This window comes from Microbacterium sp. (genome assembly GCF_035556355.1).
In the GTDB taxonomy this organism is placed as follows: Bacteria; Actinomycetota; Actinomycetes; order Actinomycetales; family Microbacteriaceae; genus Microbacterium.
Genome location: NZ_DATMFG010000035.1, coordinates 48733 through 75342 on the forward strand (window position 1 = coordinate 48733; position 26610 = coordinate 75342).

Here is a 26610-nt window from a genome sequence, read left to right on the forward strand (position 1 = left end):
ATGGCGTACCTCGAGATCGACAATCTCCGCAAGGAGTTCCGCCGGCCGGGGCAGGCGCCCCTCAAGGTCATCGACGGGCTGAACGTGAGCGTCGAGGAGGGCGCGCTCCTGTCCATCCTCGGACCGAGCGGATGCGGCAAGTCGACGATGCTCAACATCATCAACGGCCTCGACGACGCGACCTCCGGGCGGATCGTGCTCAACGGCAAGGAGGTGAGCACGAAGGCGCGGTCCGACGTCAAGGTGAGTGTCGTGTTCCAGCAGCCGCGCCTGCTCAACTGGCGCACGGTCAGCGACAACGTCCTCGTCCCTCTGCTCGAGCGCGGCGTCGGCAAGCGCGAGGCCAAGGAGCGGGTCGAGAAGTACCTCGACCTCGTGGGGCTCGGAGAGTTCGGCGGCTACTACCCGCTGCAGCTGTCGGGCGGCATGCAGCAGCGCGTGTCGCTGGCCCGCGGCCTCGCGATCGAGCCCGACCTGCTCCTGGCCGACGAGCCGTTCTCGGCGCTCGACGAGATCACGGCGCGCAAGCTCCGCCAGGAGTTCGTGCGCGTGTGGGCGACCACCGGCCGGACGATCCTGTTCGTCACGCACAACATCCGCGAGGCGGTGTTCCTCTCGTCCCGCATGCTCGTGATCACCGCACGCCCGTCGACGACGTTCCTCGACATGGAGATCGACGTCCCCCAGCCGCGCAAGCCCGAGGACGACGCGCTCTTCGAGCTCGAGAAGTCGATCACCGCCGACTTCATGCGCATGGAGGACGAGTCCGAGATGAAGCGCCGCCTGCAGGAGGCCGTGGCATGACGGACGCGACGACCCTCACTCCGGGTGCGCCCTCGACGCTCGAACCGGCGGATGCCGCGGAGCGCGCGCTTCGCCACAGGAAGCTGCGCGCGGCGATGGCCGACCAAGGGCTCGACGCGATCCTCGCATACGCCCCCGCGTGGCGCCGCGAGAACGTGCGCTACCTCACCGACACGTCGGTGGGAGGCACGGCGACCTTCGCGCTGCTGCCGCTCGACGGCCCGGCCACGGCGTACTCCACGAGGCTGAGCGACCTCGCGCCGCTCGTGCGCACCGGGTGGGTCGACGACGCCCGCCTCATCGCGCTCCCGGGCGCGGAGGCGCTGGTGGACGCGGTGGCGGACCTCGGCCTGCGCCGCATCGGCGTCGGGCACCTCGAGCTCCTGCCGCTCGGCTTCGACCGCGCGATCCGCGAGGGCATGCCCGGGGTGGAGCTCGTCTCGGCCACCAAGCCCCTCGACGAGGCGCGCATGGTCAAGAGCGAGTGGGAGCTCGAGCGCATGCGAACGGCTGCGGCGGTGTCGGATGCCGCGTGGAACGCGTTCGTCGAAGTGCTCGAGCCCGGCATCACCGAGTACGACATCGTCGCCGGCGTCGAGGCCGAGATCAAGCGCCTCGGGGCGGAGGACAACTTCATGCTCATCGCGTCGGGCAAGGACGAGGTGCTCGGCATGACCCCCCCGAGCCGCCGCGTCATCCAGACGGGAGACATGGTCCGCACCGAGCTGACGCCGCAGACGGGTGGCTACTGGCTGCAGATCTGCCGTTCGGTCACCGTCGGTCCGCCCTCCGCCGAGCAACAGCGCTCGTTCGAGCTGTTCCGGGAGGCGGCGGATGCCGGGTTCGCGGTCGTCAAGCCGGGCGTCACCGCCCACGAGATCGCCGTCGCCGAGAACGACGTGTTCCGCAAGCACGGGCTGGGGGAGTACTGCTCCGATCAGTGGACGCGCGTGCGCGGACACGGGGTCGGCCTCCACCTCGACGAGACGCCGATCATCGAAGGCAACCACACCGTGCTGCCCGAGGGCGCGACGTTCATCATCCACCCCAACACGTTCACCCCGATCGCGGGCTACCACGTGTTCGGCGACCAGGTGGTCGTCACCGCGACGGGCGCGGAGTACTTCGTCTCGACCGAGCGACGACTCTTCTCGTCCGACGAAAGGAGCCGGCGATGAAGCGCGGACTCGTGGTGCTCGACCATGACGAGGTCTCGGTCGACGAGTGGAGCGGCCGCATCGCGGCGCTGCAGGCCGACCTGCATGCGCAGGGCGTCGACCTCGCCCTCATCTACAACGACGTCTCGCGCGGCGACGACATCGGCTACCTGACGAACCTCGTCATCTACTGGAACGAAGGCGTGCTGGCCGTCCCCGCCGAGGGCGAGGCGACGCTGCTCACGAAGCTGTCGAAGCGCGTGTTCCCGTGGATGCAGCGCACATCCAACCTGACCGACATCCGCAGCGGCCGAGCGTTCGGCGCCCTCGTGTCGGCGTACGTCGCAGACAAGCCCGCCGGGACGATCGGTTTCGTCGACGCGGAGCTGTGGCCGGCGGGCGTCGTCCGCGAGATCGAGGCCGCCGTGCCGGAGTGGCGCACGAAGCTGCTCGGCCCGCTCGTGCGGGACCGCAGGGCGCTGCCGTCCGAGGCGGAGCTCACGCTCCTGCGCACCGGTGCCGGCATCCTGCGCGACGCGCTCGCGGCGGCGACGGCGGACGGCCTCGGGGCGCGCGACCGCATCGCCGCGATCGAGGACATCGCGCGCCGCGGCGGGTTCGCGGACCTGCTGTTCCGCATGGCCGACGACGACGGCCACGTCACGTTCGAGGCCACGGGGCAGTACCGGAACGGATGGCTGCTCATCGCGCGGACGTTCGGCGACGAGCAGTGGCTGCCCGCTCTGGCCGACGCGCAGCGTGCGGCGCTCGGGGCGATCCGTCCCGGTGTCGAGTGGAGCGCGGTCGAGGCATCCGCCGCTTCGGCACTCGACCCGCTGCCGCCCGGCTCCGTGTCGACCCTGCGGTGGATCAGCCAGGCCGACTTCGCCACCGGCGGAGAGCTCCAGCCGGCGCCCGAGACCGGCCCGGCCGAGGGCGAGGTCATCGCCGTCGTGCTCGAGGTCGTCGACCCGCGCGGCATCCGCAGCGTCCTCACCGACACCGTGCTCGTCGCACGCGACGGCGTCGAGCCCCTCACCATCTGAACGAGAGAGAACTTCCGAGATCCATGAGAATCCTGTCGAACGCCGACGTCGAGCAGCTCCTGAGTCCTCAGGACGTGCTCGATGTCCTCGAGGTCGCCTACCGCGAGCTCGCCCAGAACCGCGGCCACAACCGCCCGCGCAACCACACGTACTTCCCGGTCGAGGATGAGCGGTATCCGGGGTTCCGGTTCCGCTTCAAGTCGCAGGAGGGCGGCAACATCTCCAGCGGCGTGTGGGGCACCCGCATCACGTCCGACATGGTCGGCGTCGAGACGCTCCCCACGGGCGAGAAGCGCCGGCGCCTGCTCCCTGTCGCACCCGGCGGCAACTACGTCGGGCTCGTGACGCTGTTCAGCCTCACCGAGCTCGCCCCGCTCGCGATCATCCACGACTCGGTGATCCAGAAGTACCGCGTCGGTGCGACCACGGCTCTCGGCATCCGCGAGATGGCGCGCGAGGACGTCACGGTCGCCGGCATGTTCGGGGCCGGGTGGCAGGCCGCAGCGCACCTCGAGACGCTCCTGCTCGTGCGTCCCGACATCGAGGAGATCCGCGTGTTCAGCCCGACGCGTGAGCGCCGCGAGAAGTTCGCGGCGGACTGGGCCGAGAAGACCGGCCGCAACGTCGTCGCCGTCGACGACCCGAAGCAGGCGGTCGTCGGATGCGGCATCGTGACGGCGGCCACCGCGGCGATGGATCCCGTGTTCGACGGGAACTGGATCGAGCCCGGCACGCACGTGTCGTGCATCACGAGCCCCGACGGCACCGCGACCCGGCGCGAGCTCGACGACACCGCGTTCGACCGCGCCGGCCGCATCGTCGTCTTCAGCCGTGAGCAGGTGCATCACGACAAGCAGTTCGACATCCTCGGCCCCGTCGAGCGTGGTCTGAAGAAGTGGGAGGACATCCAGGAGCTCGGCGACATCCTGGATGACCCCGCACCCGCCCGGTCGAGCGACGACGAGATCACGATCTTCGCGAACAACACCGGCATGGGCATCCAGTTCGCGGCGGTCGGGGCGAAGATCCTCGAGCTCGCCGAGGAGCGCGATCTCGGTCACGTCATCCCGACCGAGTGGTTCGTCGAGGACACGACGCCGTGAGCGCCGTCACGAAGGACCGCCTCGGCGGCAGGAGCATCGTCTTCGGAGACGACATCAACACGGACGTCATCATCCCGGGCCGCTACCTCGTGAGCATCGACCCGATCGAGCTCGGAACCCACGCGTTCGAGCCGCTCGGGCCCGAGGTCCAGGCGAAGCTCAAGGAGAGCCGGGTCGTCGTCGCCGGTCGCAACTTCGGATGCGGCAGCGCCCGCGAGCAGGCGTCGACGTGCCTCATCGGGGTCGGCGTGACGGCCGTCGTCGCGCGCTCGTACTCGCGCGTCTTCTTCCGCAACGCGATCAACACGGGACTCGTCGCCGTCGAGTGCCCCGCCGCAGTCGACGCGATCACCGAGGGCGACGAGGTGTGGGTCGACTACGAGGCGGGCACGGTGACGGTCGGCGACCGGTCGTTCCCGTTCACGCCGTTCCCGCCGGTGCTGCGCGAGATCCTCGAGGCCGGCGGCCTGATCGAGCACCTCATGAAGAAGTTCGCGAAGGAGAAGAGCTGATGGGCAAGACTTTCGCCGTCAAGGCGCTGGAGCGCGCCTCGGGGGAGAGGGGGCTGGCTCCCGGTCAGATCGTCGACGCCTACCCCGACCTCTACATGAGCCACACCGCGACCTGGCGCTGCATCAAGACGTGGGAGCGCATGGGCGAGCCGGAGCTGTTCGACAAGGACCGCATCGCGATGGTCATGGACCACATCTCGCCCGCGCAGACCGCGAAGATCGCCGGCGACCACCGGCTGTCGCGCGCCTTCCGCGACAAGATGGGCATCAAGAACTTCTTCGACGTCAACGCGGGCATCGCGCATGTCGTGCTGATGGAGAACGGCCTGGTCAAGCCCGGGAACCTCATCATCGGCACGGATTCGCATTCGACGATCTACGGCGCCCTCGGCGCGCTCGGCACGGGTGTCGGGTTCAGCGAGATCACCGCTGCGTGGGTGACCGGCAAGCTGTGGATGCGCGTGCCCGAGTCGATGAAGATCGTCGTGAAGGGGCCGCTTCCCGACGGCGTCTACCCGAAGGACGTCATGCTGAAGCTCATCGGCGACATCAGCGCCGACGGCGCGACGTACTACTCCGTCGAGTTCCACGGCGACTGGGTCGAGTCCCTGTCGACCTCGGAGCGCATGACCCTGTGCAACCTCGCGATGGAGGCGGGCGCGAAGAACGCGGTCGTGCCGCCGGATGCCGAGACCATGCGCTACCTCGCCGAGCACGGCGTCGACCTCGACACCGTCCAGCCGCTCGCATCCGACCCCGACGCGGTCTTCGAGAAGACGATCGAGCTGGACGCGACCGAGCTCGAGCCGCAGATCGCGATCCCGCACAACGTCGACGACGTCGTGGGCATCTCCGGCGTCGCCGGCACGAAGGTCGACCAGGTGTTCATCGGCTCGTGCGCGAACGCCAAGTACGACGACCTCGCGATCGCCGCGAGGTACCTCAAGGGCAACCGCATCGCCCCCGGTGTGCGGCTCGTCGTGACGCCGGCGTCCGCCGACATCATGGCGAAGGCGGCGGCCGACGGCATCGTCACGACCCTCATCGAGTCGGGCGCGCTCATCACGAACCCCGGATGCGGCGCGTGCGCGGGCAGCGGCGGTGCGATGGCGGACGGCGAGGTGACCCTCTCGACCGCGAATCGCAACTTCCGCGGTCGCATGGGCAGCTACGAGTCGAGCATCTACCTGTCGAGCCCCGCGGTGGCCGCGGCATCCGCCGTCACCGGTGTCATCACCGACCCGCGTCACGTGGCGGTGCCGGCATGAACCTCGTCGAGAAGATCCTCGCGCGCGCGAGCGGACGGGAGTCGGTGTCGGCCGGCGACGTGGTCGTCGCCGAGGTCGACCGGCTCGTGATGCACGACCTGAGCGCCTACCTGACCGGCAAGGTGTACGACGAGCGCGTCGGCGTCGACCTGCCGTATCCCGACCGCGTCGTCACGGTGTTCGACCATCACTTCTCGCCGCCGACCGAGCATCAGGCCGACGTCCTCAACCGCAACCGCGAGTGGGCCAGGCGCCGCGGCACGCAGCTGTTCGACTGCGGCAGCGGGAACATCCACAACGTGCTCGTGCAGCACGGGCTCGCGCTGCCCGGCCAGATCGTCGTGGGCTCCGACAGCCACACGCCCGTGCACGGAGCCGTCGGGGCGCTCGCGGTGGCGCTCGGCAACGACTCGCACGCGGGCACGGTCATGCCGTTCGGCAAGGCGTGGTTCCGCGTGCCCGAGCTCATCCAGATCGAGCTGACGGGCGAGCTGCGGCCGGGTACGACCCCGCGCGACGTCGCCCTGTGGCTCGTGAAGGAGCTCGGCGAGGGATCGGTCATCTACAAGGCGCTCGAGTTCACCGGCCCGTTCATCAAGAGCCTGGACTTCTGGGACCGGTGGCTGTTCCCCGTGCTGTGCGTCGACCTCGGCGCGAAGTGCGGCTACATCGAGCCCGACGAGGTGACGCGCGCGTTCGTCGAGTCGCTGCCGAACGGCAGCGTCGACCGGCTCGTGAACGGCGACGGCGACCCGGTCGAGGACGTCCGCCGGTTCGACGTGAGCGACCTTCCTCCGCAGGTGGCTGCGCCGCCGACCGTGGGAAACGTCCACCCCGTCGACGACGTCGTGGGCACACCCGTGCAGTGGGCGGAGCTCGGCGGGCACGGCGGCGGACGCCTCGAGGACTTCATCCTCGCTGCGAAGGTGCTGCGCGGCCGCCGGATCCACCCGGACGTCAAGCTCAACCTCGTCCCCGGCAATCGCGAGGTGTTCCGGCAGGCGCTCGAGCTCGGGCTCGTCGCCGACCTCCACGAGGCCGGCGGCACGTGGTTCCCGCCGAGCACCGGCTCGAACCAGACCGCGAACATGGGCGCGATGTCGGCGGGCGAGGCGATGATCTCGACGCATTCGCGCAACTTCCCCGGGCGCAACGGCAGCACGGAGGCGTCGATGTACCTCTCGTCGGCGCTCACGGTCGCCGCATCCGCCGTCGCCGGCCGCATCGCCGACCCGCGCCGCTATGTCTCGGAAGGGGACCCGCATGAGTGAGTTCGTCACGCGCTTCGAAGGGCGCTGCTGGAAGTTCGGCGCGAACATCCCGACGGACGCGCTCGTGAAGTCGGCGTACGTGTTCGACCCGATGGAGGAGATCGTCAAGCACGTGCTGGAGGACCACAACCCGCGGTTCCCGCTCGAGGTGCAGCCGGGCGACATCGTCGTGGCCGGTCACCACTTCGGCCAGTCGTCGGGCCGCGCGATCGCCGCGAAGGCGCTCAAGGCGACGGGGATCGGATGCGTCGTCTCGAACGCGTTCTCGCGGACGTTCTACCGCAACGTGTTCGAGATCGGACTGCCGTCGCTCGAGGTGCCCGATGCGACCGAGCTCGTCGACGACGGGGATCACGTGGTGGTGGACATCTCCGAGGGGCTCTTCCGCAACGAGACGAGGGGAGTGGAGCGCCGGGTGCCTCCGGCGTCGCCCTTCCTGCTGCGGATGCTGGAGGCCGGCGGCCTCATCGCCCTCACGCAGTCCGATCCGAACTGGGCGGAGGCGGCGCGCGCGTGAGAACCCGCCGCGCGTGAGAACCCGGGAAGGACGACGACGGGGTTTCACGTAATACCTGTCGAGTGTTAGGTTCTCCCCACCGAGGGTGGATGCTCGCGGCGACCCATCGGGATCGAGCCCACGGGGGCTACGCTGAGGGACTACTTCGTCGATCGCGAGATGGAGCAAGGCCTCCGTCCGGCGACGTGGAAGCAGGACTTCGGGTCGTCGTGGGGAAACGCCTGGACACGGTCAGCGCGGCTGAGCCGGGCATTCCTCCGCTCGCCGAGAGGGAGGTCGCCGTGGGGGCACAGGAGCAGGACGCAGGCGGGCAGCGCCGCACGCGCGGGAGCTACGCGAAGGGGCAGGCGCGCCGCCAGGCCATCGTCGATGAAGCGCTCGCGGTGTTCTCGCGCACCGGGTTCCACAGCAGCTCGCTGCGCGAGATCGCCAAACGCGTGGGGCTCACCCCCGCCGGTCTCATGCACCACTTCGCCGACAAGGAGGAGCTGTTCGCCGAGGTGCTCCGCCAGCGCGACGAGAAGGTGCGCGCGGCCGCGGGCGATCCCGCCGAGCACACGCTCATCGAGCAGGCCGAGAAGGTCGTCGCGTACAACCAGACCTCTCGCGGCCTGACGTCGCTCTACGTGATCGTGTCGGCTGAGGCGACCGACTCCGAGCATCCTTCGCACGACGACTTCGCGGAGCGGTACCGCGAGACGGCGGCGCGCGGGGCGGAGCTGCTGCGGGCCGGCCAGGAGGCGGGCGAGATCCGCGCCGACATCGACCCCGCGCACGCCGCGCGCCTCATCAGCGCCGTGATGGACGGCATCCAGCTCCAGTGGCTGCTCGACGAGTCCGTCGACATGGTGCCGCTGTTCCAGGAGTTCGTGCGGGGCTACTTGCGGCCGCAGACCTCCTGACGCCCCACCGGACGCTGAGCGAGGGACCGCAGCGACCGAGACGAAGAACCCGTCAGCGGGCGGGATCCACTGGCAGCGCGTTCGCGCGCGCGACGCCGCCCAGCCACGCGAGGCTCGGCTTCGGATGCCGCTCGAACGTCTCGCGGTCCCACGCGATGAGCCCGAACGTCGGCCGGTAGCTGCCCCACTCGTAGTTGTCGAGCGCACTCCAGTGCAGGTATCCGCGTACGTCGATGCCGTCCGCGATGCACGCGTGCACCGCCTCGAGCGCGCCGGTCGTGTAGTCGATGCGGCGCCTGTCGTCGGCGGTCGCGATGCCGTTCTCGGTGACGTACACCGGCGCCTGCGCGCGCTTCCAGGCATTGCGGATGCCGTCGCCGACGGCAGGCGGGTAGTACTCCCATCCGGTGAGCGTGCGCTCCGCGGCATCCGGGATCTCCCGCGGGCCGTCAGGTCCGATGACCGTGCGCGTGTACGCCTGCACGCCGACCCAGTCGTCGCCTTTCGCGGCCTCGAGGAAGACGTCCTCCCGCGACCACCCGTACTCGGCGGCGACCTCCTCGGCGCCCGGCTCGGGCTGGTAGGCCTGCGTCGCGACCGACCATCCCGCCTGTGCCCCCGTGGAGCGCACGAGCTCGACGGCGGCGCGGTGCGCCGCGATGAGGCGATCGGTCACGTCCGGGACTCCGGGCGGAAGCCCGATCGACGGAAACGCGACCTCGGGATCGGCGAGCACCGACACCATGTTCGGCTCGTTGATCGTGCACACGAGCGACACGTCCTCGAGCACCGGCAGCGCGGCCTCGACGTAACGGCGGAACGCGTCGATCGAGGCATCCGTCCGCCATCCGCCCTCACGCGCGAACCAGACCGGATTCGTGAAGTGATGCAGAGTGATGACGGGCTCGAGCCCGTTCTCGCGTGCCGTGTCGACCATGCGGCGATAGTGGTCGATGGCTGCGCGCGACACCCAGCCCCGCTCGGGCTCGATGCGCGCCCACTCGATGCTGAACCGGTACGCCGCGAGGCCCGCCTGCGCGAGGAGTGCCATGTCCTGCGGGAAGCGGTGGTAGCTGTCGGCGGCGTCGCCCGACGGCTCCGCGATCGCGGGTCCGGGCAGGTGGCCCCATTCGCGCTGCCACCAGTCCGAGTTGATGTTCCCGCCCTCGATCTGGTGCGCGGCGGTGGAGGCGCCCCACAGGAAGCCGTCGGGGAAGTCCATGCGGTGGGAGTCCTTTCGATTCATTTGATGCCGGTGAGCGCGATGCCCTGCACGAAGTGGCGCTGCAGCACCACGAAGACGATGAGCACCGGAACGACGACCACGAGCGCGCCGGCCATCATGAGGCCGTAGCGCGCGGCGTTCTGACCGACCGAGTAGAGGGCGAGCGCGACCGGGAGGGTGTACATGTCCTCGGTCGTCGCGACGACCAGCGGCCACAGGAAGTTGTTCCAGCTCGCGAGGAACGTGAGGATCGTGAGCGTCGCGATCGCCGGGCCGCACAGCGGCATGATGACCCGCAGGAAGATGCGCCACTCACTGGCCCCGTCGATGCGCGCGGCCTCGATGAGCTCGTCGGGAAGCCCCAGCATGAACTGCCGCATGAGGAACACGCCGAGCGGTGTGATGAGGAACGGCAGGATGAGCCCGGGGTAGGAGTTGACGAGTCCGAGGTTCGCGGTCAGCACGAACAGCGGCACGAACGTCACGACGCCGGGGACCATGAGAGTACCGAGGACGAGGGCGAACAGCAGCTTCTTGCCGCGGAACTGCAGCTTCGCCAGCGCGTAGCCGACCATCGAGCAGAACACGATGTTGCCGACGGTGACGAAGACCGCCACGACGATGCTGTTGATGAAGAACGTCGTGAAGTCGAGCCGACCGAACAGCGTCGTGAAGTTGTCGAGCGTCGGCTCGCGCGGGAGGAACTCGGTCGGATGCCGGCGGATCTCGGCATCCGTCTTGAAGGAGCCGAGGATCATCCACGCGAACGGCGTGAGCATCGCGATCAAGCCCAGCGTCAGCACGACGTGGAGCCACCAGCGGCTGCCGGTGCGGCGGCGTCCCGCGGGCGCGATCTCGTCCGACCCGGCCGTCGTCTCGACAGGGGTGGGGGCGATGGCGGTCACGTCAGTCCTCCTTGCGCCCGAGCAGGCGGAACTGGATGAGGGCGAGCACGACGATCGCGAGGAACAGCACGTAGCTCGCCGCGGACGCGTACGCGTAGTTGCCGAACCCGAACTGCTGGAACGTGTACATCGCCGCCGAGAGAGTCGAGTCGAGCGGCCCACCGCGCGTCATCACGAACGGCTCCTCGAAGAACTGCAGGAACCCGATGCCGGTGATGACCGCCGCGAACAGGAGTGCGGGCCTCATCGCGGGCAGCGTGATGTTCCAGAACCGCTGCCACGCGTTCGCGCCGTCGACCATCGCGGCCTCGTGGTGCTCGCGCGGCACGCCCTGCAGTGCCGCGAGGAAGATCACCATGAGCGTTCCGATGTTGCGCCACACCGCCATCGCGATGAGCGAGGGCAGCGCCCACGTCGTGCTCTGCAGCCAGTCCGGCCCCTGGATGCCGAACAGCCCCAGGAACCCGTTGAGCAGTCCGTCGGGCTGCAGGATGAACCGCCACACGATCGCGATCGCCACGATGCTCGTGACGACGGGCGTGTAGAAACCCACCCGGTAGACGGTGCGGAATCGACGGATGCCCTTGTCGAGCGCCAGCGCGACGGCGAGGGCGAGAACCATCGTGAGGGGCACCGCGACGATCACGAAGGTGAACGTGTTCAGAAGCGACCGCAGGAAGCGCGGATCCTGGAACAGGCGCACGTAGTTGTCGATCCCGACGATGTTCACCTGGAACGGCGTCTGAAGGTCCCTCGTGGTCATGTCGGTGAAGCTCATGAGGAGCGATCCGACGATCGGCCCCGCCATGAACACGAGGAACAGGACGACGAACGGCAGGGCGAACAGCCACGCCGTGATCGTCATGCGCCGCGCCCGCCGCGTGGACCCGCGTGAAGGCGGGGCGCTGCGGGGCGGGGCGGATGTCGCGACGGCGGTCATCGGCGGAGCCTAGTTGCCGGTGCCGATCGACTGCGCCTGCTGCTGGATCGTGGCGATCGCGTCGGCGGGCGTCGTCTCGCCGCGCGTCGTCTTCTCCAGCTCCTGATCGATCACCGCCGACACCTGCGCCCACGTGGGGATCGCCGGCGGCGCCTTCGAGTCCTGCAGCTGTTCGCCGAAGACGCTCAGGTACGGGTCCTCCGAGAATGTCGGGTCGTCCCACGCCTCCTGAACACTCGGCAGGTCGGTCGAGATCTCGTACCACGAGATCTGCGTCTCGGGCAGGCTCAGCCAGCGCACGAGCTTCCACGCCGCGTCTCGGTTGTCGGTGTCCTCGAACACCGCGAGGTTGCCGCCGCCCGTGAAGCTCGTGCGGCTGTCGGCGCCCGGCACCATCGCCACGGCGAACTTGTCGGCGAACTCCTCGCCGCCCTGATCGAGCAGCAGGCTCACGTGGAACGGGCCGCTGTAGAACGCGCCGACGTCACCGTTGATGAACGCCTGCTCGATCTCGCCGCCCTCGAGCCGCCGCGGCTCGGCGATGCCCTCGTCGAAGAAGCTCTTGTAGTACGTGAACGCCTCTTCCCACTCCGGGGTGTCGAACGTGAACTCGGTGCCGTCCTCGTTCAGGATGTCGCCGCCCTGCTGCCACGCGAGGGGCGTCACGTACTGCCAGGAGTCGAAGCCTCCGGGCGGGAGCGAGACCCCCCACGTCGCGCCGGCCGACTGCAGCGCCTCGGTGAACTCGGAGTACTCCTCCCACGTCGTGGGCGGCTCCACGCCCGCCTGCTCTGCGAGGTCGGTGCGGTAATAGAGCACGCGCGTGTCGACGTACCACGGCACGCCGTAGGCGACGCCGTCGACGACTGCGGTCTCCCACGAGCCTTCGAAGAACGCGGACTCGTCGACGAGTCCCTCGGGCGTCGGCTCGAACGCGCCGGTCGCCGCGAACTCGCCGACCCACGTCGTGCCGAGCATCGTGATGTCGGGGGTCTCGCCGCCCGCGATCGCGGTGGCGATGCGGTCGTGTGCGCTCTCCCACGGCACCGCGGTGACCTCGACGCTGACGTCGGGGTTCTCCTCCTCGAACTGTGCGACGACCTCGTCGAGCACCTCGCCCTCGTTGCCCATCGCCCACACGGTGAGCTCGCCGGTGGCGGGGGAGTCGTCGATCGCCTCGCCCGCCTGTCCGCCTGCCGCACCACCGCCGTCGCTGCGGCCGCAGCCGGCGAGGGCGAGGGCGCCGACGAGGGTCACCGCCCCGACGGTCGTCCAGCGGGAAGTCCTTCGTGCTGCTGCTCGTGTCATCGGTCTGACGCCTCCATCGGTCGTCGCCGCAACGGGCGACCCTGCCTCGGCTGGTACGGCGCTTGACGGCGCCGTGTCACGACTGTAGGACGAATACCTAACATGTGAAAGGTTTTCGCGATGAGAATCGCCTCATCGACAGCAGGTTCGCGCGCGGACGCCGTCGACGGAACGGCATGGCGCAGCGCACCGGTTCGTGCTAGCGCCGACTCAGACACTCGCGACGCTGAGCGCCGCCCACACCTCGGCGCGCTCGGGGAAGGACGAGAGGTCGCGTCCGAGCACGCGCTGCGCCGTCGCGAGCCGCGCGCGCACCGTGTGGCGGTGGATGCCGAGCGCGCGCGACGTCGCCTCGTGCGAGCAGTCCTGCTCGAGCCACGTGCGCACGGTCTCGCGCAGTGCGCCGGCGTGCGCGGCGTCGTACTCGTCGAGTGGGGCGAGCAGGGCCGCAGCGACCGCGCGCGCCTCGTCGGACGGCTCGGCCGACAGCACGCTCCCGACGCCCGAATCGCCGAAGCGCGACACTCGGGAGCCCGCGGCGGCCCCGCGGTCGCGCGCCACGCGCGCTTCGCGCACGGCCGCCGAGAACGACGAGTACGGCGCGGGTCGCGACACCCCCACACCCACCCCGAAGAGCTCGGCGAACTCGCCCACGATCCCGTCGTGGTCGGCCGACGTCACGATCACGAGTCCGTCGTCGCCGCGGCCGTAGAACACCTCGCCCCGGCTCTCGTCCGCCTTGAGCTCGAGCCACTCGGTCGCCGTGTGGTCGCGGGCGGTCGCGGCATCCGTCATCGCCACCGTGATCGGCGGATGCGGCAGCCCGCGCCACGCGTCGCGCGCGATGCGCCGCGCGAGCGTGGGGTCGTCGGAGAGCAGTGACTGCACGACGCCCGCACGCAGCGATGCGCGGGCGCGGCTGAGGCCCTGGTTCTGTTCGAGCGCGAGGCCTGCCATGGCGATGACGGAGGTCACGACGCCGCGCTCCTCCTGGTCGAGGTCGCCCGACGCGATCGCGATGACGCCGCGCAGGTGCCCCGTGCGCCCGAGAGTCTGCAGCCTGAACGGGGTGTCGCCGATGCGCAAGGACGACCCGGCACGCGTGCCGCGCCGCAGGACGGTGCCCGCCTCGGCGGTAACCTGCGCGAGCGCGTCCGCGTCGAGGGCACCGGGCGGATGCTCCCGCGTGAGCGACCCGGTCGCATCGAAGAGACCCACCCACGCGTCGAGCTGCCGTGCCAGCTCGGCGAGCGTCGCCCCGAGGCCGTCGGGGCGCAGGGCGGCGAGCGAGATGGCGCGCTGCGCGGCGAGCGCCCACGAGCGGCGCGCGTATGCCTGGGCGGCGATCGCCTCGGCGTTCGCGCGCGCGACGGCGATGAAGGGCGTGCGATAGGGGACCTCGAACAGCGCGAGCCCCGCGTCCCGGCATGCGTCGGCGAGCGCGGGCGGGATGCCCTCCCTCACCACCTCGGTGCCGAACCCCAGGCCGAGCACACCGCGGGCCGCGAGCCGACGCACGTACGCGGAGTAGTCCTCCTCGTCCGCTCCCTGGAACTGCGTTCCCGTGGTCAGCAGCACGAGGCCGTCGGAGAGGAACGGCGTCGGGTCGGCGAGGTCGGAGCTGTGCACCCAGCGCACCGGACGGTCGAGCGCGTCCTCGTCGGCCGGCGCCGCCTCGAGGCGCAGGCGCAGGTCGGTGCGCGCGAGGAGAGCGCGCAGCGTGGGGGAGTCGCTGACGATGGTCAGGTGACCTTTCTGTACGCGGCGTACATCAACGTAGAGAGAATGTACACGCAGGAGAGTGCCGCACGAGGCATCCGGCTCTTAGCCTCCCATTCATGACCGCTGCCGACGCCGCCGACACGATCACCGCCCTGCCCCTCGGCGGGCCCTCGCTTCCTCAGGAGCGCCGTCTCGTGACGAGCATCCCGGGGCCCCGTTCGCAGGAGCTGCTCGCGCGCAAGGCCGCCGCCGTCGCGGCGGGCGTGGGGCACACCGCGCCGATCGAGGCGGTCGCCGCGGGCGGGGGCGTCGTCGTCGATGCCGACGGCAACTCGCTCATCGACCTCGGCTCGGGCATCGCGGTGACGACCGTCGGCAACGCGCACCCGAAGGTCGTCGAGGCGGTTCAGGCGCAGGTCGCGCGGTTCACCCACACGTGTTTCATGATCTCGCCGTACGACTCGTACGTCGCCGTCGCCGAGGCCCTCAACCGCATCACGCCGGGCGACCACGAGAAGAAGAGCGCGCTGTTCAACTCGGGTGCCGAGGCGGTCGAGAACGCGGTCAAGATCGCTCGCAAGCACACGAAGAAGCAGGCGGTCGTCGCGTTCGACCACGGCTACCACGGCCGCACGAACCTCACGATGGCGCTCACCGCGAAGTCGATGCCGTACAAGAGCGGCTTCGGACCCTTCGCGAGCGAGATCTACCGCGCGCCGCTGTCGTACCCCTTCCGCGACGGACTGAGCGGGGCGGATGCCGCCCGGCGCGCGATCTCCGTCATCGAGAAGCAGGTCGGCGCCGACAACCTCGCCGCCGTCGTCATCGAGCCGATCCAGGGCGAGGGTGGCTTCATCGTGCCCGCCGACGGCTTCCTCCCCGCTCTCGTCGAGTGGTGCCGCGCCAACGGCGTGGTGTTCATCGCGGACGAGATCCAGACCGGCTTCGCTCGCACGGGGGCCATGTTCGCGAGCGAAGGGTTCGGCATCGTGCCGGACCTCATCACGACCGCCAAGGGCATAGCGGGGGGCTTGCCCTTGGCGGCCGTGACCGGTCGGGCAGAGATCATGGACGCCTCCCACGCCGGCGGCCTCGGCGGCACGTACGGCGGCAACCCGGTCGCGTGCGCCGCGGCGCTCGCGTCGATCGAGGTGTTCGAGACCGAGAACCTCTCGCAGCGCGCCCGCGAGGTCGGCGACATCCTCGTGTCGCGCCTCACCGCGATGCAGGCGGACGACCCGCGCATCGGCGACGTCCGCGGACGCGGCGCAATGGTCGCGGCCGAGTTCGTGGACCCGGCGACGGGCGATCCGGATGCCGCGCTGACCGCGGCGGTCGCGAAGGAGTGCATCGCGCGGGGCGTCATCGTGCTCACGTGCGGAACGTACGGCAACGTGATCCGCTTCCTTCCGCCCCTGTCGATCGGCGACGACCTGCTGAACGAGGGGCTGGATGTGCTGGCGGACGTGCTCGCGACCGCGTGACCTCCCGTGCCGGACCGCTCGCGGCACGGCAGACTGTCTGAAAGAACCGATCGGAGAGCAATGACCGACTACGCCGTCGTCAATCCGGCCACGGGCGAGACCGTGGCCACGTTCCCCGCATTCACCGACGCCGAGGTCGAGGAATGCATCGCCCGCGCGGAGGCCGCGTACCGCACGTGGCGTGAGACGCCCGTCGCCGAGCGCGCGGCGCTCATCCGCCGGGTCGCCGAGCTGCACCGCGAGCGGCGCGACGAACTCGCCCGCATCATCGTCCGCGAGATGGGCAAGCCTCTCGAGGCGGCCCTCGGCGAGGTCGACTTCGCTGCCGACATCACGGAGTTCTACGCCGACAACGCCGAGAAGATCACCGCCGACCAGCCGATCGACATCCTCGGCGAGGGCAGTGCGGTGATCCGCAAGTCTCCGCTCGGTGTGCTGCTGGGCATCATGCCGTGGAACTTCCCGTACTACCAGGTCGCGCGCTTCGCGGCGCCGAACCTCGTGCTGGGCAACACGATCCTCCTGAAGCACGCATCGCAGTGCCCCGAGTCGGCCGCGGCGATCGAGGCGATGTACCGCGACGCCGGCATGCCCGATGGCGCATACGTGAACCTCTACATCACCAACGAGCAGGCCGCGCACGTCATCGCCGACCCGCGCGTGCAGGGCGTGTCGGTGACGGGCTCCGAGCGCGCGGGCGCCGCGGTCGCCGAGGTGGCGGGCCGCAACCTCAAGAAGGTCGCGCTCGAGCTCGGCGGATCCGACCCGTTCATCCTGCTCAGCACGTCCGACCTCGACGCGACCGTGCAGGCCGCCGTCGAGGCACGTCTCGACAACACGGGCCAGTCGTGCAACGCCGCGAAGCGCTTCATCGTCGCCGACGGCCTGTACGAGCCGTTCCTGGAGAAGTTCACCGAGGCGATGAAAGCCGCGAAGGTCGGCGACCCGCTCGCCGAGGACACCGTTCTCGGGCCCCTCTCGTCGCTCACGGCGGCGCAGCGGCTCGAGGAGCAGGTCAAGCGCGCGGTCGAGCAGGGTGCGAAGCTCGTCACGGGCGGCAAGCGCGACGGCGCGTACTTCGAGCCGACCGTGCTGACCGACGTCACACCCGACATGGACGCGTACCGTGAGGAGTTGTTCGGCCCCGTGGGCATGGTCTTCCGCGCGAAGGACGAGGACGAGGCGATCGAGATCGCGAACGGCACGCCGTTCGGCCTGGGCTCGTACGTCTACACGACCGACCCCGAGCAGGCCCAGCGCGTGGCCGACCGCATCGACGCGGGCATGGTCTACATCAACATCGTGCTCGCCGACTCGCCCGAGCTGCCGTTCGGCGGCGTCAAGCGGTCGGGCACCTCACGCGAGCTGGGTCTTCTCGCCGCGGACGAGTTCGTCAACAAGAAGCTCATCCGCGTCGGTCCGTGATCGCGGCCGTCGCCTCGGCGATCGCCTCGTCGGCCCACTGAACCTGCTGGGGTGTGCCCCAGCGGACAGCGGCGTCCTTCGCGCGCTCGAACTCGGCGAGGGCCTCATCGAGGCGCCCCGCGTCGAAGTGGTCCCACCCGGCGTTGTTGTGCAGGCTCACACGCCAGCGCAGCGTCCGCGGGTCGTCGCCATCCTCGAGGGCGTCGAGCGCCTGCGCGGTCCACTCGGCGGTGTGCGAGGTGTCGGCGGCGAGCATGTGCAGCGCGTCGACGTGCAGGAACACGAGATCGCGTGACGCGGATGCCGCATCCGCCGCCTCGCGGAAGAGGGCGGCCGCGGCATCCGCGTCGCCCGCCGAGTCGCGCAGTCGGCCGCGCTCGAGCAGCACGCGCGCCCGCACCGAGGACGAGCGCGCGGCGAGGTCGGCGGGGATCGCGTCGAGCACCGCGTCGCCTTCGGCGAAGCGCTCCTGGAGCCCCAGAGCACGGGCGACCTGGGTCTCGAGCTCGGCGCGGGTCGCGGCATCCGTCTCGGCATCGGCGGCCGCGCGCAGCCGCGCCTCCGACCCGGCCGGATGGGAGAAGTCCCACAGGGCGTCGAGCTCCTGTTGGCGCAGCGCCATGCGCCGATCGTAGGGCGCTGGGAACCTCCCGGCGAGTGGGTGGGACGGTGGCGCCGGATGCCTCCCACAGGGCACGATGGAGCCATGAGCGACACCGACCCCGTCGTCTCTCTCGACGACGCCCAGTGCTGGGAGCTGCTGCGCACGCAGGAGCTCGGGCGGCTCGTGACGCACGTCGGCCGGGTGATCGACATCTTCCCGGTCAACTACGTCGTCGACGACGAGACGATCGTGTTCCGCACCGCCGAGGGCAGCAAGCTCTTCGAGCTGACGGTGAACGACGAGGTCGTGTTCGAGGTCGACGACCACACCGACGACGAGGCGTGGAGCGTCATCGTCCGCGGCCACGCGCACCGCCTCGACACGGCGGCAGAGGTCGAGCACGCCGACAAGCTGCCCCTTCGTCCGTGGATCCCGACCCTCAAGTACAACTACGTCGTGATCAAGCCGGATGCGCTCACCGGGCGGCGCTTCCGACGCGAGCCCGAGCCCGACCGCTACGGCATCCAGCAGTACTGAGGAGCCCCTCGACATGCCCCGCTCGGTTCGCCACCCCGAAGGGCATGCCGTACACTGGGTCATGCAGTTGAAATCTGCATTCTTTTGCCGTGCCCGCCAGTTGGGCAGTCTCCCTCATCGCGATGGATTCGGCGCAGGAGTGCGGGTTGCCGAGGCCCTCCGGGCCTCTAGGGCGGTAGCTCAATTGGCAGAGCAGCGGTCTCCAAAACCGCAGGTTGCAGGTTCGATTCCTGTCCGCCCTGCGCGTCAGCCCAAGCTGACACATGGAAGGTAATCAGGTGGGTTCGATGGTCCAGGATGAGCCGAAGGGCGAAGTCGTCGCGAAGGGCGACGGCACGCCGCGCGAGAAGAAGCCGAACGTCTTCGCGCGCATCGCCCTCTTCATCCGCCAGGTCTTCGCCGAGCTTCGCAAGGTCGTCACGCCGACGCGGCAGGAGCTGGTGAAGTTCACGGCAGTGGTGCTCGGCTTCGTCATCGTCATGATGGCCTTCGTCTACGGCCTCGACGTGCTCTTCGTCTGGGTCACGACCGTCGTCTTCGGAGTGCCGGGCGGCGCCTGATCGCACCGAGCGGCGCGGATCGTGCGATCCGCAGCCGTCCACGAAGAAAGAGATGTCAAGTGTCTGAGAGATATGTCGACGACGCCGATTGGGCGACCGCGGCCGAGCAGTCCAGCGAGGACGACGAAGCCCAGGAGGGCAACGTCCTCGCGGCCGAGGAGCGTGCGGTCGAGGCGGCGGAGCACCGCGCTCTGCACATCGTCGACGACGAGGAAGAAGACGGCGAGAACCTCGACGAACTCGAAGACATCGACGACATCGACGACCCGGAGGCGGATGCGATCGTGAACGACGCACTGGAAATCGACGAGGCCGCAGAGGCCGAGGCGGCAGCCGAAGTGCTGAACGACTCGATCGCCGAAGAGGTGGCAGAGCGCGAGGCCGAGGCCGCAGAAGAGATCCCGCCCTACGACGGCCCCGACATCAACGGCGACGAGGACCGCCCCGCGCTCGACGAGGACTTCGTCGAGGAGGTCGAGGCGGCAGCCGAGGAGGTCGACGAGGTCGAAGCATCCGTCTCGCCCGCCGATGCCGCGACCGAGCCCGAGCGCGCCGAGGGTGCGGCCGACGACGACGAGGCGGATGACTCGGCCGACGAGACCGACCCGTACGAGGCGTTCCGTCAGGAGCTTCGTTCGCTCCCCGGCAAGTGGTACGTCATCCACTCCTACGCCGGCTTCGAGCGCAAGGTGAAGGCCAACATCGAGCAGCGCAAGTCGACGCTCGAGGTCGAGGACGAGATCTATCAGGTCGAGGTCCCGATGGAGGACGTCGTCGAGATCAAGAACGGCCAGCGCAAGATGGTCACGCGCGTCCGGATCCCCGGCTACGTGCTCGTGCGCATGGAGCTGAACGAAGACACGTGGTCGGTCGTGCGCCACACGCCCGGTGTCACCGGCTTCGTGGGCAACGCGCACAACCCGACGCCGCTGCGCTTCGAAGAGGCCTTCAACATGCTGAAGTCGCTCGTCGAGGTCAAGGAGGTCGCCCCCGCGAAGGGCGGCGCCGCCAAGGGCGGTCAGGCCGTGGCCCGCTCCATTCCGGCGGAGGTCGACTTCGAGGTCGGCGAGACCATCACGATCAAGGAGGGCTCGTTCGCGGGTCTTCCCGGCACGATCAGCGAGATCAAGCCCGAGAGCGGCAAGCTCACGGTGCTCGTGTCGCTCTTCGAGCGCGAGACGCCGGTCGAGCTCAGCTTCGACCAGGTCACGAAGCTCTGACGAAACCCCGAACTCACGAGAACGCCCCGCAGGCTCCGGCCCGCGGGGCGTTCTCGTCTCGCGGCGCCGGCCTCACGCGTGCTGCGCCGCCCAGTGCGGGCTCTGGATGAGTCCGAGGAGGTTCCCGAACGGGTCGCTCACCGACGCCGACCACCAGCCCTCGCCGCGCTGCGTCACCGGGTCGAACGCCTTCGCCCCGAGTTCGACGAGCCGGTCGAATGCCGCGTGGATGTCGTCGACGTGGATGCTCACGAGCGCGCCACCGGGGGCGGGGAGTGCGGGGCGGTAGGCGGTCGACATGAGAGCGAGCTCGTCGTCGTCGTCACCGAAGCGCCACTCGGCGTACTGCACCGCGCCCGTCTCGGGGCGCGTGAAGTACGGCGGGGCGTCGAGCACGCGCGTGTACCAGTCGATCGCCGCCGCCATGTCGTCGGCCACCAGGTTCAGATTCGCGAGTCCGCGGAGCATGTGTTCGTTCCTTCCGTCGGCGGTCCCGTCGACCGCTTCGAGAACCAGCCTTCCGGTTAAAGTGATCAAGAACTGATCGCTTCAACGAAGATCCTGAAGTCATGCGCGCAGACCGTCTCGTCCAAGCGCTCCTGCTGTTGCAGGGGCGCGAGTCGCTCACGGCGGCCGAGCTCGCGGCCGAGCTCGAGGTGTCGGTGCCGACCGCGCGCCGCGACCTCGAGGCCCTCCTCGCGGCCGGCGTTCCCCTCTACCCGCAACCGGGGCGCGGCGGGGGCTGGCGGCTCATCGGCGGCGCCCGCACCGACCTCACGGGGCTCACCGGCCCGGAGGCGACCGCGCTGTTCCTGCAGCTTGTGCGCGCGGGCGGCGGATCCGACGCCGCGACGCGCGCGAGGCGCAAGGTCGTTCAGGCGCTCCCCGCGTCCTTCCGCGCGGCGGCCGAGCGCATCGCCGCGACGACCGTCGTCGGCCCGGACTGGGGTGCGGCGCCCGGCGAACCTGAGCCTGCCGAAGCAGGACTGCTTCAGCAGGCGATCGCGGACGAGCGGCTCGTGTCGTTCGTCTACGGTGCGGAGCGCCGCACCGTCGAGATGGTTCCGCTCGTGGTCGGACGCCGCGGGCGCCGCTGGTATCTCATGGCCGCGCCGCTCCGCCCCGGGACCGAGACGGCGGATGCCGCGCGGCTGCGCACGTACCGCGTCGATCGCATGGGCGACGTGAGGGCGCTGCGCACGCCCGGTCGCGCTCCGGAGGGGTTCGTGCCGGGGGAGGCGTGGGACGCGACGGTGACCGAGATGGAGGCGCGGCGGGGTGCGGCATCCGCCACCGTCTCGGTCGCACTTCATGCCGTCGCACCGCTGTGCTCCCGATTCGGTGTACACGCACGCGTGATCGAGGAGGGCGACGAGCGCTCCATCGTCGAGGTGCGCGCGCAGAGCGACGAGGCGCTCGCCGAGCAGCTCGCCGGATGGGCGTCCGTCGCGCGCGTGCTCGCGCCGGCATCCGTGAAGCGTGCGCTCGCCGACCTGGGGGCGCAGCTCCTGGCCGCCTACGGTTCGGAGGGCACCGCCCGGGTGCGGTAGACTGTCTTGGTTTTGTGTGCGCTTTTGCGCGCGCTGACGACACCGCGTTCCGGAACGGCCGGATTCGCGGGAGAACCGGATGCCGCGGCATCCGATTCGATGAGAGGAAAACACATGGCACCGAAGAAGAAGGTGACCGGCCTGATCAAACTCCAGATCAACGCCGGCGCCGCCAACCCGGCGCCGCCGATCGGGCCCGCGCTCGGTCAGCATGGCGTCAACATCATGGAGTTCTGCAAGGCGTACAACGCCGCGACCGAGTCGCAGCGTGGGAACGTCATCCCCGTCGAGATCACCGTCTACGAGGACCGCAGCTTCACCTTCGTCCTGAAGACCCCGCCCGCCGCCGAGCTGATCAAGAAGGCCGCCGGCGTGCAGAAGGGCTCGAAGACGCCGCACACCGCCAAGGTGGGCAAGCTCACCAAGGAGCAGGTGCGTCAGATCGCCGAGACGAAGCAGCCCGACCTGAACGCGAACGACATCGAGGCCGCCTCGAAGATCATCGCCGGCACCGCCCGTTCCATGGGCATCACGGTCGAGGACTGAGGGGAGTAGAGAACATGGCCACCAAGTCCAAGGCTTACGAAGCAGCGCTCGCGAAGATCGACCGCACCAAGCTCTACTCGCCCGCCGAGGCCGTCGCCCTCGCGAAGGAGACCGGCTCGAAGAAGTTCGACTCGACCGTCGAGGTCGCGCTCAAGCTCTCGGTCGACCCCCGCAAGGCAGACCAGATGGTGCGCGGCACCGTCATGCTCCCGCACGGCACCGGCAAGACCGCTCGCGTCATCGTGTTCGCCACCGGTCCGGCCGCTGAGGCCGCGATCGCCGCGGGCGCCGACGAGGTCGGCGGCGCCGAGCTCATCGAGAAGGTCGCCGGCGGCTGGACCGACTTCGACGCGGCCGTCGCCACGCCCGAGCTCATGGGCCAGGTCGGTCGCCTCGGTAAGGTCCTCGGTCCCCGCGGCCTGATGCCGAACCCGAAGACCGGCACCGTGACCCCCAACCCGGCCAAGGCCGTCGAGGAGATCAAGGGCGGCAAGATCGAGTTCCGCGTCGACAAGCACGCCAACGTGCACTTCGTCGTCGGGAAGGCCTCGTTCACGGCCGAGCAGCTGAACGAGAACCTGAACGCCGCTCTCGAGGAGATCGTGCGTCTCAAGCCGTCGAGCTCGAAGGGCCGTTACATCCAGAAGGGCGCCGTGTCGACCACGTTCGGCCCCGGCATCCCGCTGGACGTCAACTCCATCTGACGCGACGACGTCGCATCCACGAAGGGCCTCGCCATCCGGCGGGGCCCTTTCGCGTCGCCGCGGTCAGCTCGCGCGTCGACCGGCCGACGCTTCCGTGCGCCGCGCGCGCTCGCGCGTCTGCTCCGCCCACGGGCTCCACAGGAACCACTTCGGCAGCGCCGCGGCGAGCCGCGGCGGGCCCTCGACCGTGATGAGCCCCGCGTCGACGGCCTCCTTCCAACGCCGATAGCCCTGGAACACGGATGCCAGGTCGGGAGTCGTCATGGTCACGACGAGGTCGACTTCGAAGCCCGGATGCTGGACGCACACCGACACGGCGCCCCGCTCCAGCACGAACCAGATCGTCTGCGGGTCGGGCGCGGTGTGCCGCCATTCGACGACGGTGCGCACGGGCGGGAACTGCTCGGGGTCGACCCGTCGGTGCATCCACCACATGAGCGTCGTCGCCTCGACGGTCTCGGGCTCGAAGTCGTCGAAGAGCCACTCGACCGCCCAGCGACCGAGGCTGTGGATGACGCGCTCGAGGTCGCGGCCCGCAGGAGTGAGGTGGTACTCGCGCCCGTGGCCCGACGGCGACGTCCACGTCTGAAGCACGCCGTTGCGTTCGAGGTGGCGCAGGCGCTGCACGAGCAGCGACCGCGAGATTCCGGGCATCGCACGGGCGATGTCGTTGAAGCGCGTGTTCCCGAGCACGAGCTCGCGCACGATGAGGGGAGTCCACCGGTCGGCGATGACCTCGCTCGCCATCGCGACCGGGCAGTACCGGCCGTAGTCCGCCATGCCCCTATCGTGACCCTCCGCACGCCGCGCGTGTAGTCCTGAATCTGTACCGGGTCGGTCACGATCGTGTACTGGAGGCGATTCCGCGCGGGGCGGAGGCTGTCGGCATGACCACAACCGATGGCACCACACTCACCACCGCCTCCGTCCTCGACCGCGCGAAGAAGATCGGCCCGATCCTGGCCGAGCACGCTGAGCGGCACGACCGCGATGCGACCTTCGTCACCGAGGCGTATGACGCCCTCCGTTCGGCGGGCCTGTTGCGAGCCGCCGTTCCGATCGAGCTCGGCGGCGACGGCGCCACGATCCGCGAACTGGCCGCGCTGCAGCGCGAGCTCGCGCACCACTGCGGATCGACCGCTCTCGCGAGCTCGATGCATCAGCACGTGACCGCCTTCACCGCGTGGCGGTACCGCCGGGGGCTTCCGGGCGCCGAAGCGACCCTTCGCCGCGTCGCGGAGGAGCAGATCGTGCTCGTGTCGACGGGGGGCGGCGACTTCACGCATCCGTCCGGCGAAGCCGTGGCCGTCGACGGCGGCTACATCGTCAACGGGCGCAAGCGCTTCGTGAGCCAGGGTCCCGTGGGGGCCGTCATGTCGACGATGTTCACGTACGACGACCCCGAGCGCGGGCTGCGCGTGCTCAACATGGCCGTGCCGTTCGCGTCGGAGGGCGTCGAGATCGGCCACAACTGGGACACGCTCGGCATGCGCGGCACCGCGAGCGACGACGTCGTGCTGACCGACGTGTTCGTGCCGGCCGAGCGGGTGCTCGCCGACCGGCCGCACGGCGTCGTCGACGGCCCGCTGCAGGTGATCGCGAGCATCGCGTTCACGATCATCGCGGGCGCGTACCTCGGCGTGGCCGAGTCCGCCTACGCCGAGGCACTCCGCCACGCGGAGCGTCGCGCGGAGGACCCGTCGGTGCAGCGCGCGGTCGGCGTCATGCGGGAGCGCCTGCAGGTCGCGGAGTGGGCCCTCGACGGGGCGCTCGAGGCGATCGGCGACGACCCCGCGCCGTCGTACGACTCGTTCCTCGCGGTCATGACGGCCAAGAGCGTCGTGGCGCGCACGGGCGTCGAGGTGTGCGACCTCGCGATGCAGGTCGTCGGCGGGCCCGCGTTCTTCCGGGGGTCGGTCATCGAGCGCGCGTACCGCGACATCCGCGCCGCGGCGTTCCACCCGCTCACGCCGGAGGCGACGCTCACCGCCCTCGGTCGCCACGCGCTCAGACTGCCTGCTGAGTGAAATCCCCTCGTCGACGTGTCGCCGGAGGGCGGCAGAATGGGGAATCCCGCTCCGCGCGACACGTCGACGAAGGGTGACATCAGCGATGAAGCACACACGCCTCGGCTCGTCCGGCCTCCAGATCTCGAGGATCATCCTCGGATGCATGAGCTACGGCGACCCGAACCGGGGCGCACACCCGTGGTCGCTCGGCATCGACGACGCGCGACCTTTCCTCCGCCGTGCGATCGAGGCGGGCATCACGACGTTCGACACCGCGAACGTGTACTCGCTCGGCAGCAGCGAGGAGATCACCGGTCAGCTTCTGCGCGAGTTCACGTCTCGCGACGAGGTCACCATCGCGACGAAGGTCGCCATGCGCATGGGTCCGGGTCCGAAGGACTCGGGCCTTTCGCGCGCGGCGATCATGGCGCAGGCGGATGCGTCGCTCCGCCGCCTCGGCACTGACTACATCGACCTCTACCAGATCCATCGCCTCGACCCCGCGGTGCCGATGGAGGAGATCATGGAGGCGCTGCACGACCTCGTCCGCGCGGGCAAGGTCCGCTACATCGGGGCGTCGTCGATGTACGCGTGGCAGTTCGCGAAGCTGCAGCACACCGCCGATCTCCACGGGTGGACGCGGTTCGTCTCGATGCAGGACCAGTACAACCTCCTCATGCGCGAGGAGGAGCGGGAGATGCATCCGCTGTGTCTCGATGAGGGGGTCGGCGTCATTCCGTGGAGCCCGCTCGCGCGGGGCCGCCTCACGCGGGAGTGGGGTGCCGAGACGCCGCGCACCGCGAGCGACGACTTCGGCAACACGCTCTACCACCAGCAGGAGGAGTCCGACCGCGCGATCATCGACGCCGTCGGCGCGATCGCCGCGGAGCGCGGTGTGTCGCGCGCACAGGTCGCGCTCGCATGGGTGCTCTCCAAGCCCGCGATCTCGGCTCCGATCATCGGCGCCACGAAGCCGCATCACCTCGACGAGGCCATCGCCGCGGTCGACCTCGAGCTCACCGACGACGAGATCGCGCGGCTCGAGGCGCCGTACGCGCCGCGTCTGCCGGAAGGGTTCTGAGGGCGGGCCACCTCGCCCCGCCGAACGTCCGTTTACGGACGAGTTGCGTCCGGGCGTCCCCCTATGTGGGACGCCCCGTTGTCGCGTCTCGCGACGCCGCCTGGAATGGACTCACCCCCCGAACGCCGTCCCTCAGGGACGTGAACGGGACTCGCCGACGCACTCTCCCGATGCGTCGATGGCACCGAGCACCAAGACATGGCAAAGGAG

General features: G+C 69.8%; 27 protein-coding genes and 1 tRNA gene. 20 read left to right on the forward strand and 8 right to left on the reverse strand.

Going from position 1 to position 26610, the window contains the following annotated elements:
• The 9 genes from VNR19_RS09820 to VNR19_RS09860 all read left to right on the forward strand — a co-directional run bounded on the left by VNR19_RS09820 (position 1) and on the right by VNR19_RS09860 (position 8580).
• Positions 1–804 (forward strand): ABC transporter ATP-binding protein, encoded by an 804-nt coding sequence (locus tag VNR19_RS09820; RefSeq protein WP_325726260.1) that lies wholly within the window; start codon positions 1–3, stop codon positions 802–804.
• The gene (locus VNR19_RS09825) at positions 801–1982 is read left to right on the forward strand and encodes a M24 family metallopeptidase (protein WP_325726262.1); all 1182 of its coding nucleotides are present in this window, start codon (positions 801–803) and stop codon (positions 1980–1982) included. The genes VNR19_RS09820 and VNR19_RS09825 overlap by 4 nt, the downstream gene beginning before the upstream one ends.
• On the forward strand, positions 1979–3007 hold the full coding sequence (locus VNR19_RS09830) for an aminopeptidase P family N-terminal domain-containing protein (RefSeq protein WP_325726264.1): 1029 nt from the start codon (positions 1979–1981) through the stop codon (positions 3005–3007). Before VNR19_RS09825 ends, VNR19_RS09830 begins: the two co-directional genes overlap by 4 nt.
• A gap of 23 nt (positions 3008–3030) precedes the next feature.
• The gene (locus tag VNR19_RS09835; protein ID WP_325726266.1) at positions 3031–4110 is read left to right on the forward strand and encodes an ornithine cyclodeaminase family protein; all 1080 of its coding nucleotides are present in this window, start codon (positions 3031–3033) and stop codon (positions 4108–4110) included.
• Positions 4107–4622: a LeuD/DmdB family oxidoreductase small subunit gene (locus VNR19_RS09840; protein WP_325726268.1), complete on the forward strand. Its 516-nt coding sequence runs from the start codon at positions 4107–4109 to the stop codon at positions 4620–4622. Before VNR19_RS09835 ends, VNR19_RS09840 begins: the two co-directional genes overlap by 4 nt.
• A complete protein-coding gene (locus VNR19_RS09845) occupies positions 4622–5890 on the forward strand; it encodes a 3-isopropylmalate dehydratase large subunit (RefSeq protein WP_325726270.1) in 1269 nt (422 codons plus the stop codon). The genes VNR19_RS09840 and VNR19_RS09845 overlap by 1 nt, the downstream gene beginning before the upstream one ends.
• Positions 5887–7161, forward strand: coding sequence for a 3-isopropylmalate dehydratase large subunit (locus tag VNR19_RS09850; RefSeq protein ID WP_325726272.1), 1275 nt, complete (start codon positions 5887–5889; stop codon positions 7159–7161). Before VNR19_RS09845 ends, VNR19_RS09850 begins: the two co-directional genes overlap by 4 nt.
• The gene (locus tag VNR19_RS09855; protein ID WP_325726274.1) at positions 7154–7678 is read left to right on the forward strand and encodes a LeuD/DmdB family oxidoreductase small subunit; all 525 of its coding nucleotides are present in this window, start codon (positions 7154–7156) and stop codon (positions 7676–7678) included. The genes VNR19_RS09850 and VNR19_RS09855 overlap by 8 nt, the downstream gene beginning before the upstream one ends.
• Before the next feature lie 209 nt (positions 7679–7887).
• Positions 7888–8580, forward strand: a complete 693-nt coding sequence (locus VNR19_RS09860) for a TetR/AcrR family transcriptional regulator (RefSeq protein ID WP_325726276.1) — start codon at positions 7888–7890, stop codon at positions 8578–8580.
• A gap of 52 nt (positions 8581–8632) precedes the next feature.
• Here the strand turns inward: VNR19_RS09860 and VNR19_RS09865 are convergent, their stop codons facing one another.
• From VNR19_RS09865 to VNR19_RS09885, 5 genes are all read right to left on the reverse strand, one after another.
• On the reverse strand, positions 8633–9802 hold the full coding sequence (locus tag VNR19_RS09865) for a glycoside hydrolase family 1 protein (protein WP_325726278.1): 1170 nt from the start codon (positions 9800–9802) through the stop codon (positions 8633–8635).
• Between the two features lie 20 nt (positions 9803–9822).
• Positions 9823–10701, reverse strand: coding sequence for a carbohydrate ABC transporter permease (locus tag VNR19_RS09870; protein WP_414684148.1), 879 nt, complete (start codon positions 10699–10701; stop codon positions 9823–9825).
• 10 nt (positions 10702–10711) lie between these two features.
• Positions 10712–11650: a carbohydrate ABC transporter permease gene (locus VNR19_RS09875; RefSeq protein WP_325726280.1), complete on the reverse strand. Its 939-nt coding sequence runs from the start codon at positions 11648–11650 to the stop codon at positions 10712–10714.
• Between the two features lie 9 nt (positions 11651–11659).
• A complete protein-coding gene (locus VNR19_RS09880) occupies positions 11660–12958 on the reverse strand; it encodes a sugar ABC transporter substrate-binding protein (RefSeq protein WP_325726282.1) in 1299 nt (432 codons plus the stop codon).
• 210 nt (positions 12959–13168) lie between these two features.
• The gene (locus tag VNR19_RS09885) at positions 13169–14587 is read right to left on the reverse strand and encodes a PucR family transcriptional regulator (RefSeq protein ID WP_414684142.1); all 1419 of its coding nucleotides are present in this window, start codon (positions 14585–14587) and stop codon (positions 13169–13171) included.
• A gap of 209 nt (positions 14588–14796) precedes the next feature.
• Here VNR19_RS09885 and gabT point away from each other — a divergent pair, with 209 nt between their 5' ends.
• Both gabT and VNR19_RS09895 read left to right on the forward strand, forming a co-directional pair.
• The gene (gabT, locus tag VNR19_RS09890; protein ID WP_325726284.1) at positions 14797–16164 is read left to right on the forward strand and encodes a 4-aminobutyrate--2-oxoglutarate transaminase; all 1368 of its coding nucleotides are present in this window, start codon (positions 14797–14799) and stop codon (positions 16162–16164) included.
• Positions 16165–16224: 60 nt separating this feature from the next.
• Positions 16225–17589: an NAD-dependent succinate-semialdehyde dehydrogenase gene (locus VNR19_RS09895; RefSeq protein ID WP_325726286.1), complete on the forward strand. Its 1365-nt coding sequence runs from the start codon at positions 16225–16227 to the stop codon at positions 17587–17589.
• Here VNR19_RS09895 and VNR19_RS09900 read toward each other — a convergent pair.
• On the reverse strand, positions 17570–18211 hold the full coding sequence (locus tag VNR19_RS09900; RefSeq protein ID WP_325726288.1) for a hypothetical protein: 642 nt from the start codon (positions 18209–18211) through the stop codon (positions 17570–17572). The two genes, VNR19_RS09895 and VNR19_RS09900, sit on opposite strands and share 20 nt — an antisense overlap.
• Positions 18212–18295: 84 nt before the next feature.
• On the opposite strand from VNR19_RS09900, the gene VNR19_RS09905 reads away from it, so the two are divergent.
• The 4 genes from VNR19_RS09905 (at position 18296) to nusG (ending at position 20510) form a co-directional block, all read left to right on the forward strand.
• The gene (locus VNR19_RS09905) at positions 18296–18730 is read left to right on the forward strand and encodes a pyridoxamine 5'-phosphate oxidase family protein (RefSeq protein ID WP_325726290.1); all 435 of its coding nucleotides are present in this window, start codon (positions 18296–18298) and stop codon (positions 18728–18730) included.
• Positions 18731–18899: 169 nt separating this feature from the next.
• Positions 18900–18972, forward strand: a tRNA-Trp gene (locus VNR19_RS09910).
• Between the two features lie 45 nt (positions 18973–19017).
• Positions 19018–19290, forward strand: a complete 273-nt coding sequence (gene secE / locus VNR19_RS09915; RefSeq protein ID WP_325726292.1) for a preprotein translocase subunit SecE — start codon at positions 19018–19020, stop codon at positions 19288–19290.
• A gap of 59 nt (positions 19291–19349) precedes the next feature.
• On the forward strand, positions 19350–20510 hold the full coding sequence (gene nusG / locus VNR19_RS09920) for a transcription termination/antitermination protein NusG (RefSeq protein ID WP_325726294.1): 1161 nt from the start codon (positions 19350–19352) through the stop codon (positions 20508–20510).
• Between the two features lie 72 nt (positions 20511–20582).
• Here the strand turns inward: nusG and VNR19_RS09925 are convergent, their stop codons facing one another.
• Entirely contained in the window at positions 20583–20978 is a 396-nt protein-coding gene (locus VNR19_RS09925) for a VOC family protein (RefSeq protein WP_325726296.1), read from the reverse strand.
• A gap of 101 nt (positions 20979–21079) precedes the next feature.
• On the opposite strand from VNR19_RS09925, the gene VNR19_RS09930 reads away from it, so the two are divergent.
• The 3 genes from VNR19_RS09930 to rplA all read left to right on the forward strand — a co-directional run bounded on the left by VNR19_RS09930 (position 21080) and on the right by rplA (position 23310).
• The gene (locus VNR19_RS09930; RefSeq protein ID WP_325726298.1) at positions 21080–22060 is read left to right on the forward strand and encodes a helix-turn-helix transcriptional regulator; all 981 of its coding nucleotides are present in this window, start codon (positions 21080–21082) and stop codon (positions 22058–22060) included.
• Between the two features lie 114 nt (positions 22061–22174).
• Positions 22175–22606 carry a 50S ribosomal protein L11 gene (gene rplK, locus VNR19_RS09935; protein ID WP_325032008.1) on the forward strand — a complete coding sequence of 144 codons (432 nt, stop codon included), beginning with the start codon at positions 22175–22177 and terminating at the stop codon, positions 22604–22606.
• A 14-nt stretch (positions 22607–22620) separates the two neighbouring features.
• Positions 22621–23310 (forward strand): 50S ribosomal protein L1, encoded by a 690-nt coding sequence (gene rplA / locus VNR19_RS09940; protein WP_325726300.1) that lies wholly within the window; start codon positions 22621–22623, stop codon positions 23308–23310.
• A gap of 63 nt (positions 23311–23373) precedes the next feature.
• Here the strand turns inward: rplA and VNR19_RS09945 are convergent, their stop codons facing one another.
• Entirely contained in the window at positions 23374–24090 is a 717-nt protein-coding gene (locus VNR19_RS09945; protein WP_325726302.1) for a winged helix-turn-helix transcriptional regulator, read from the reverse strand.
• Positions 24091–24197: 107 nt separating this feature from the next.
• Here VNR19_RS09945 and VNR19_RS09950 point away from each other — a divergent pair, with 107 nt between their 5' ends.
• Together VNR19_RS09950 and VNR19_RS09955 are read left to right on the forward strand one after the other, a co-directional pair.
• A complete protein-coding gene (locus VNR19_RS09950) occupies positions 24198–25337 on the forward strand; it encodes an acyl-CoA dehydrogenase family protein (protein ID WP_325726304.1) in 1140 nt (379 codons plus the stop codon).
• Positions 25338–25422: 85 nt separating this feature from the next.
• Positions 25423–26400 (forward strand): aldo/keto reductase, encoded by a 978-nt coding sequence (locus VNR19_RS09955; RefSeq protein WP_325726306.1) that lies wholly within the window; start codon positions 25423–25425, stop codon positions 26398–26400.
• The last annotated feature ends 210 nt before the right edge of the window (positions 26401–26610 follow it).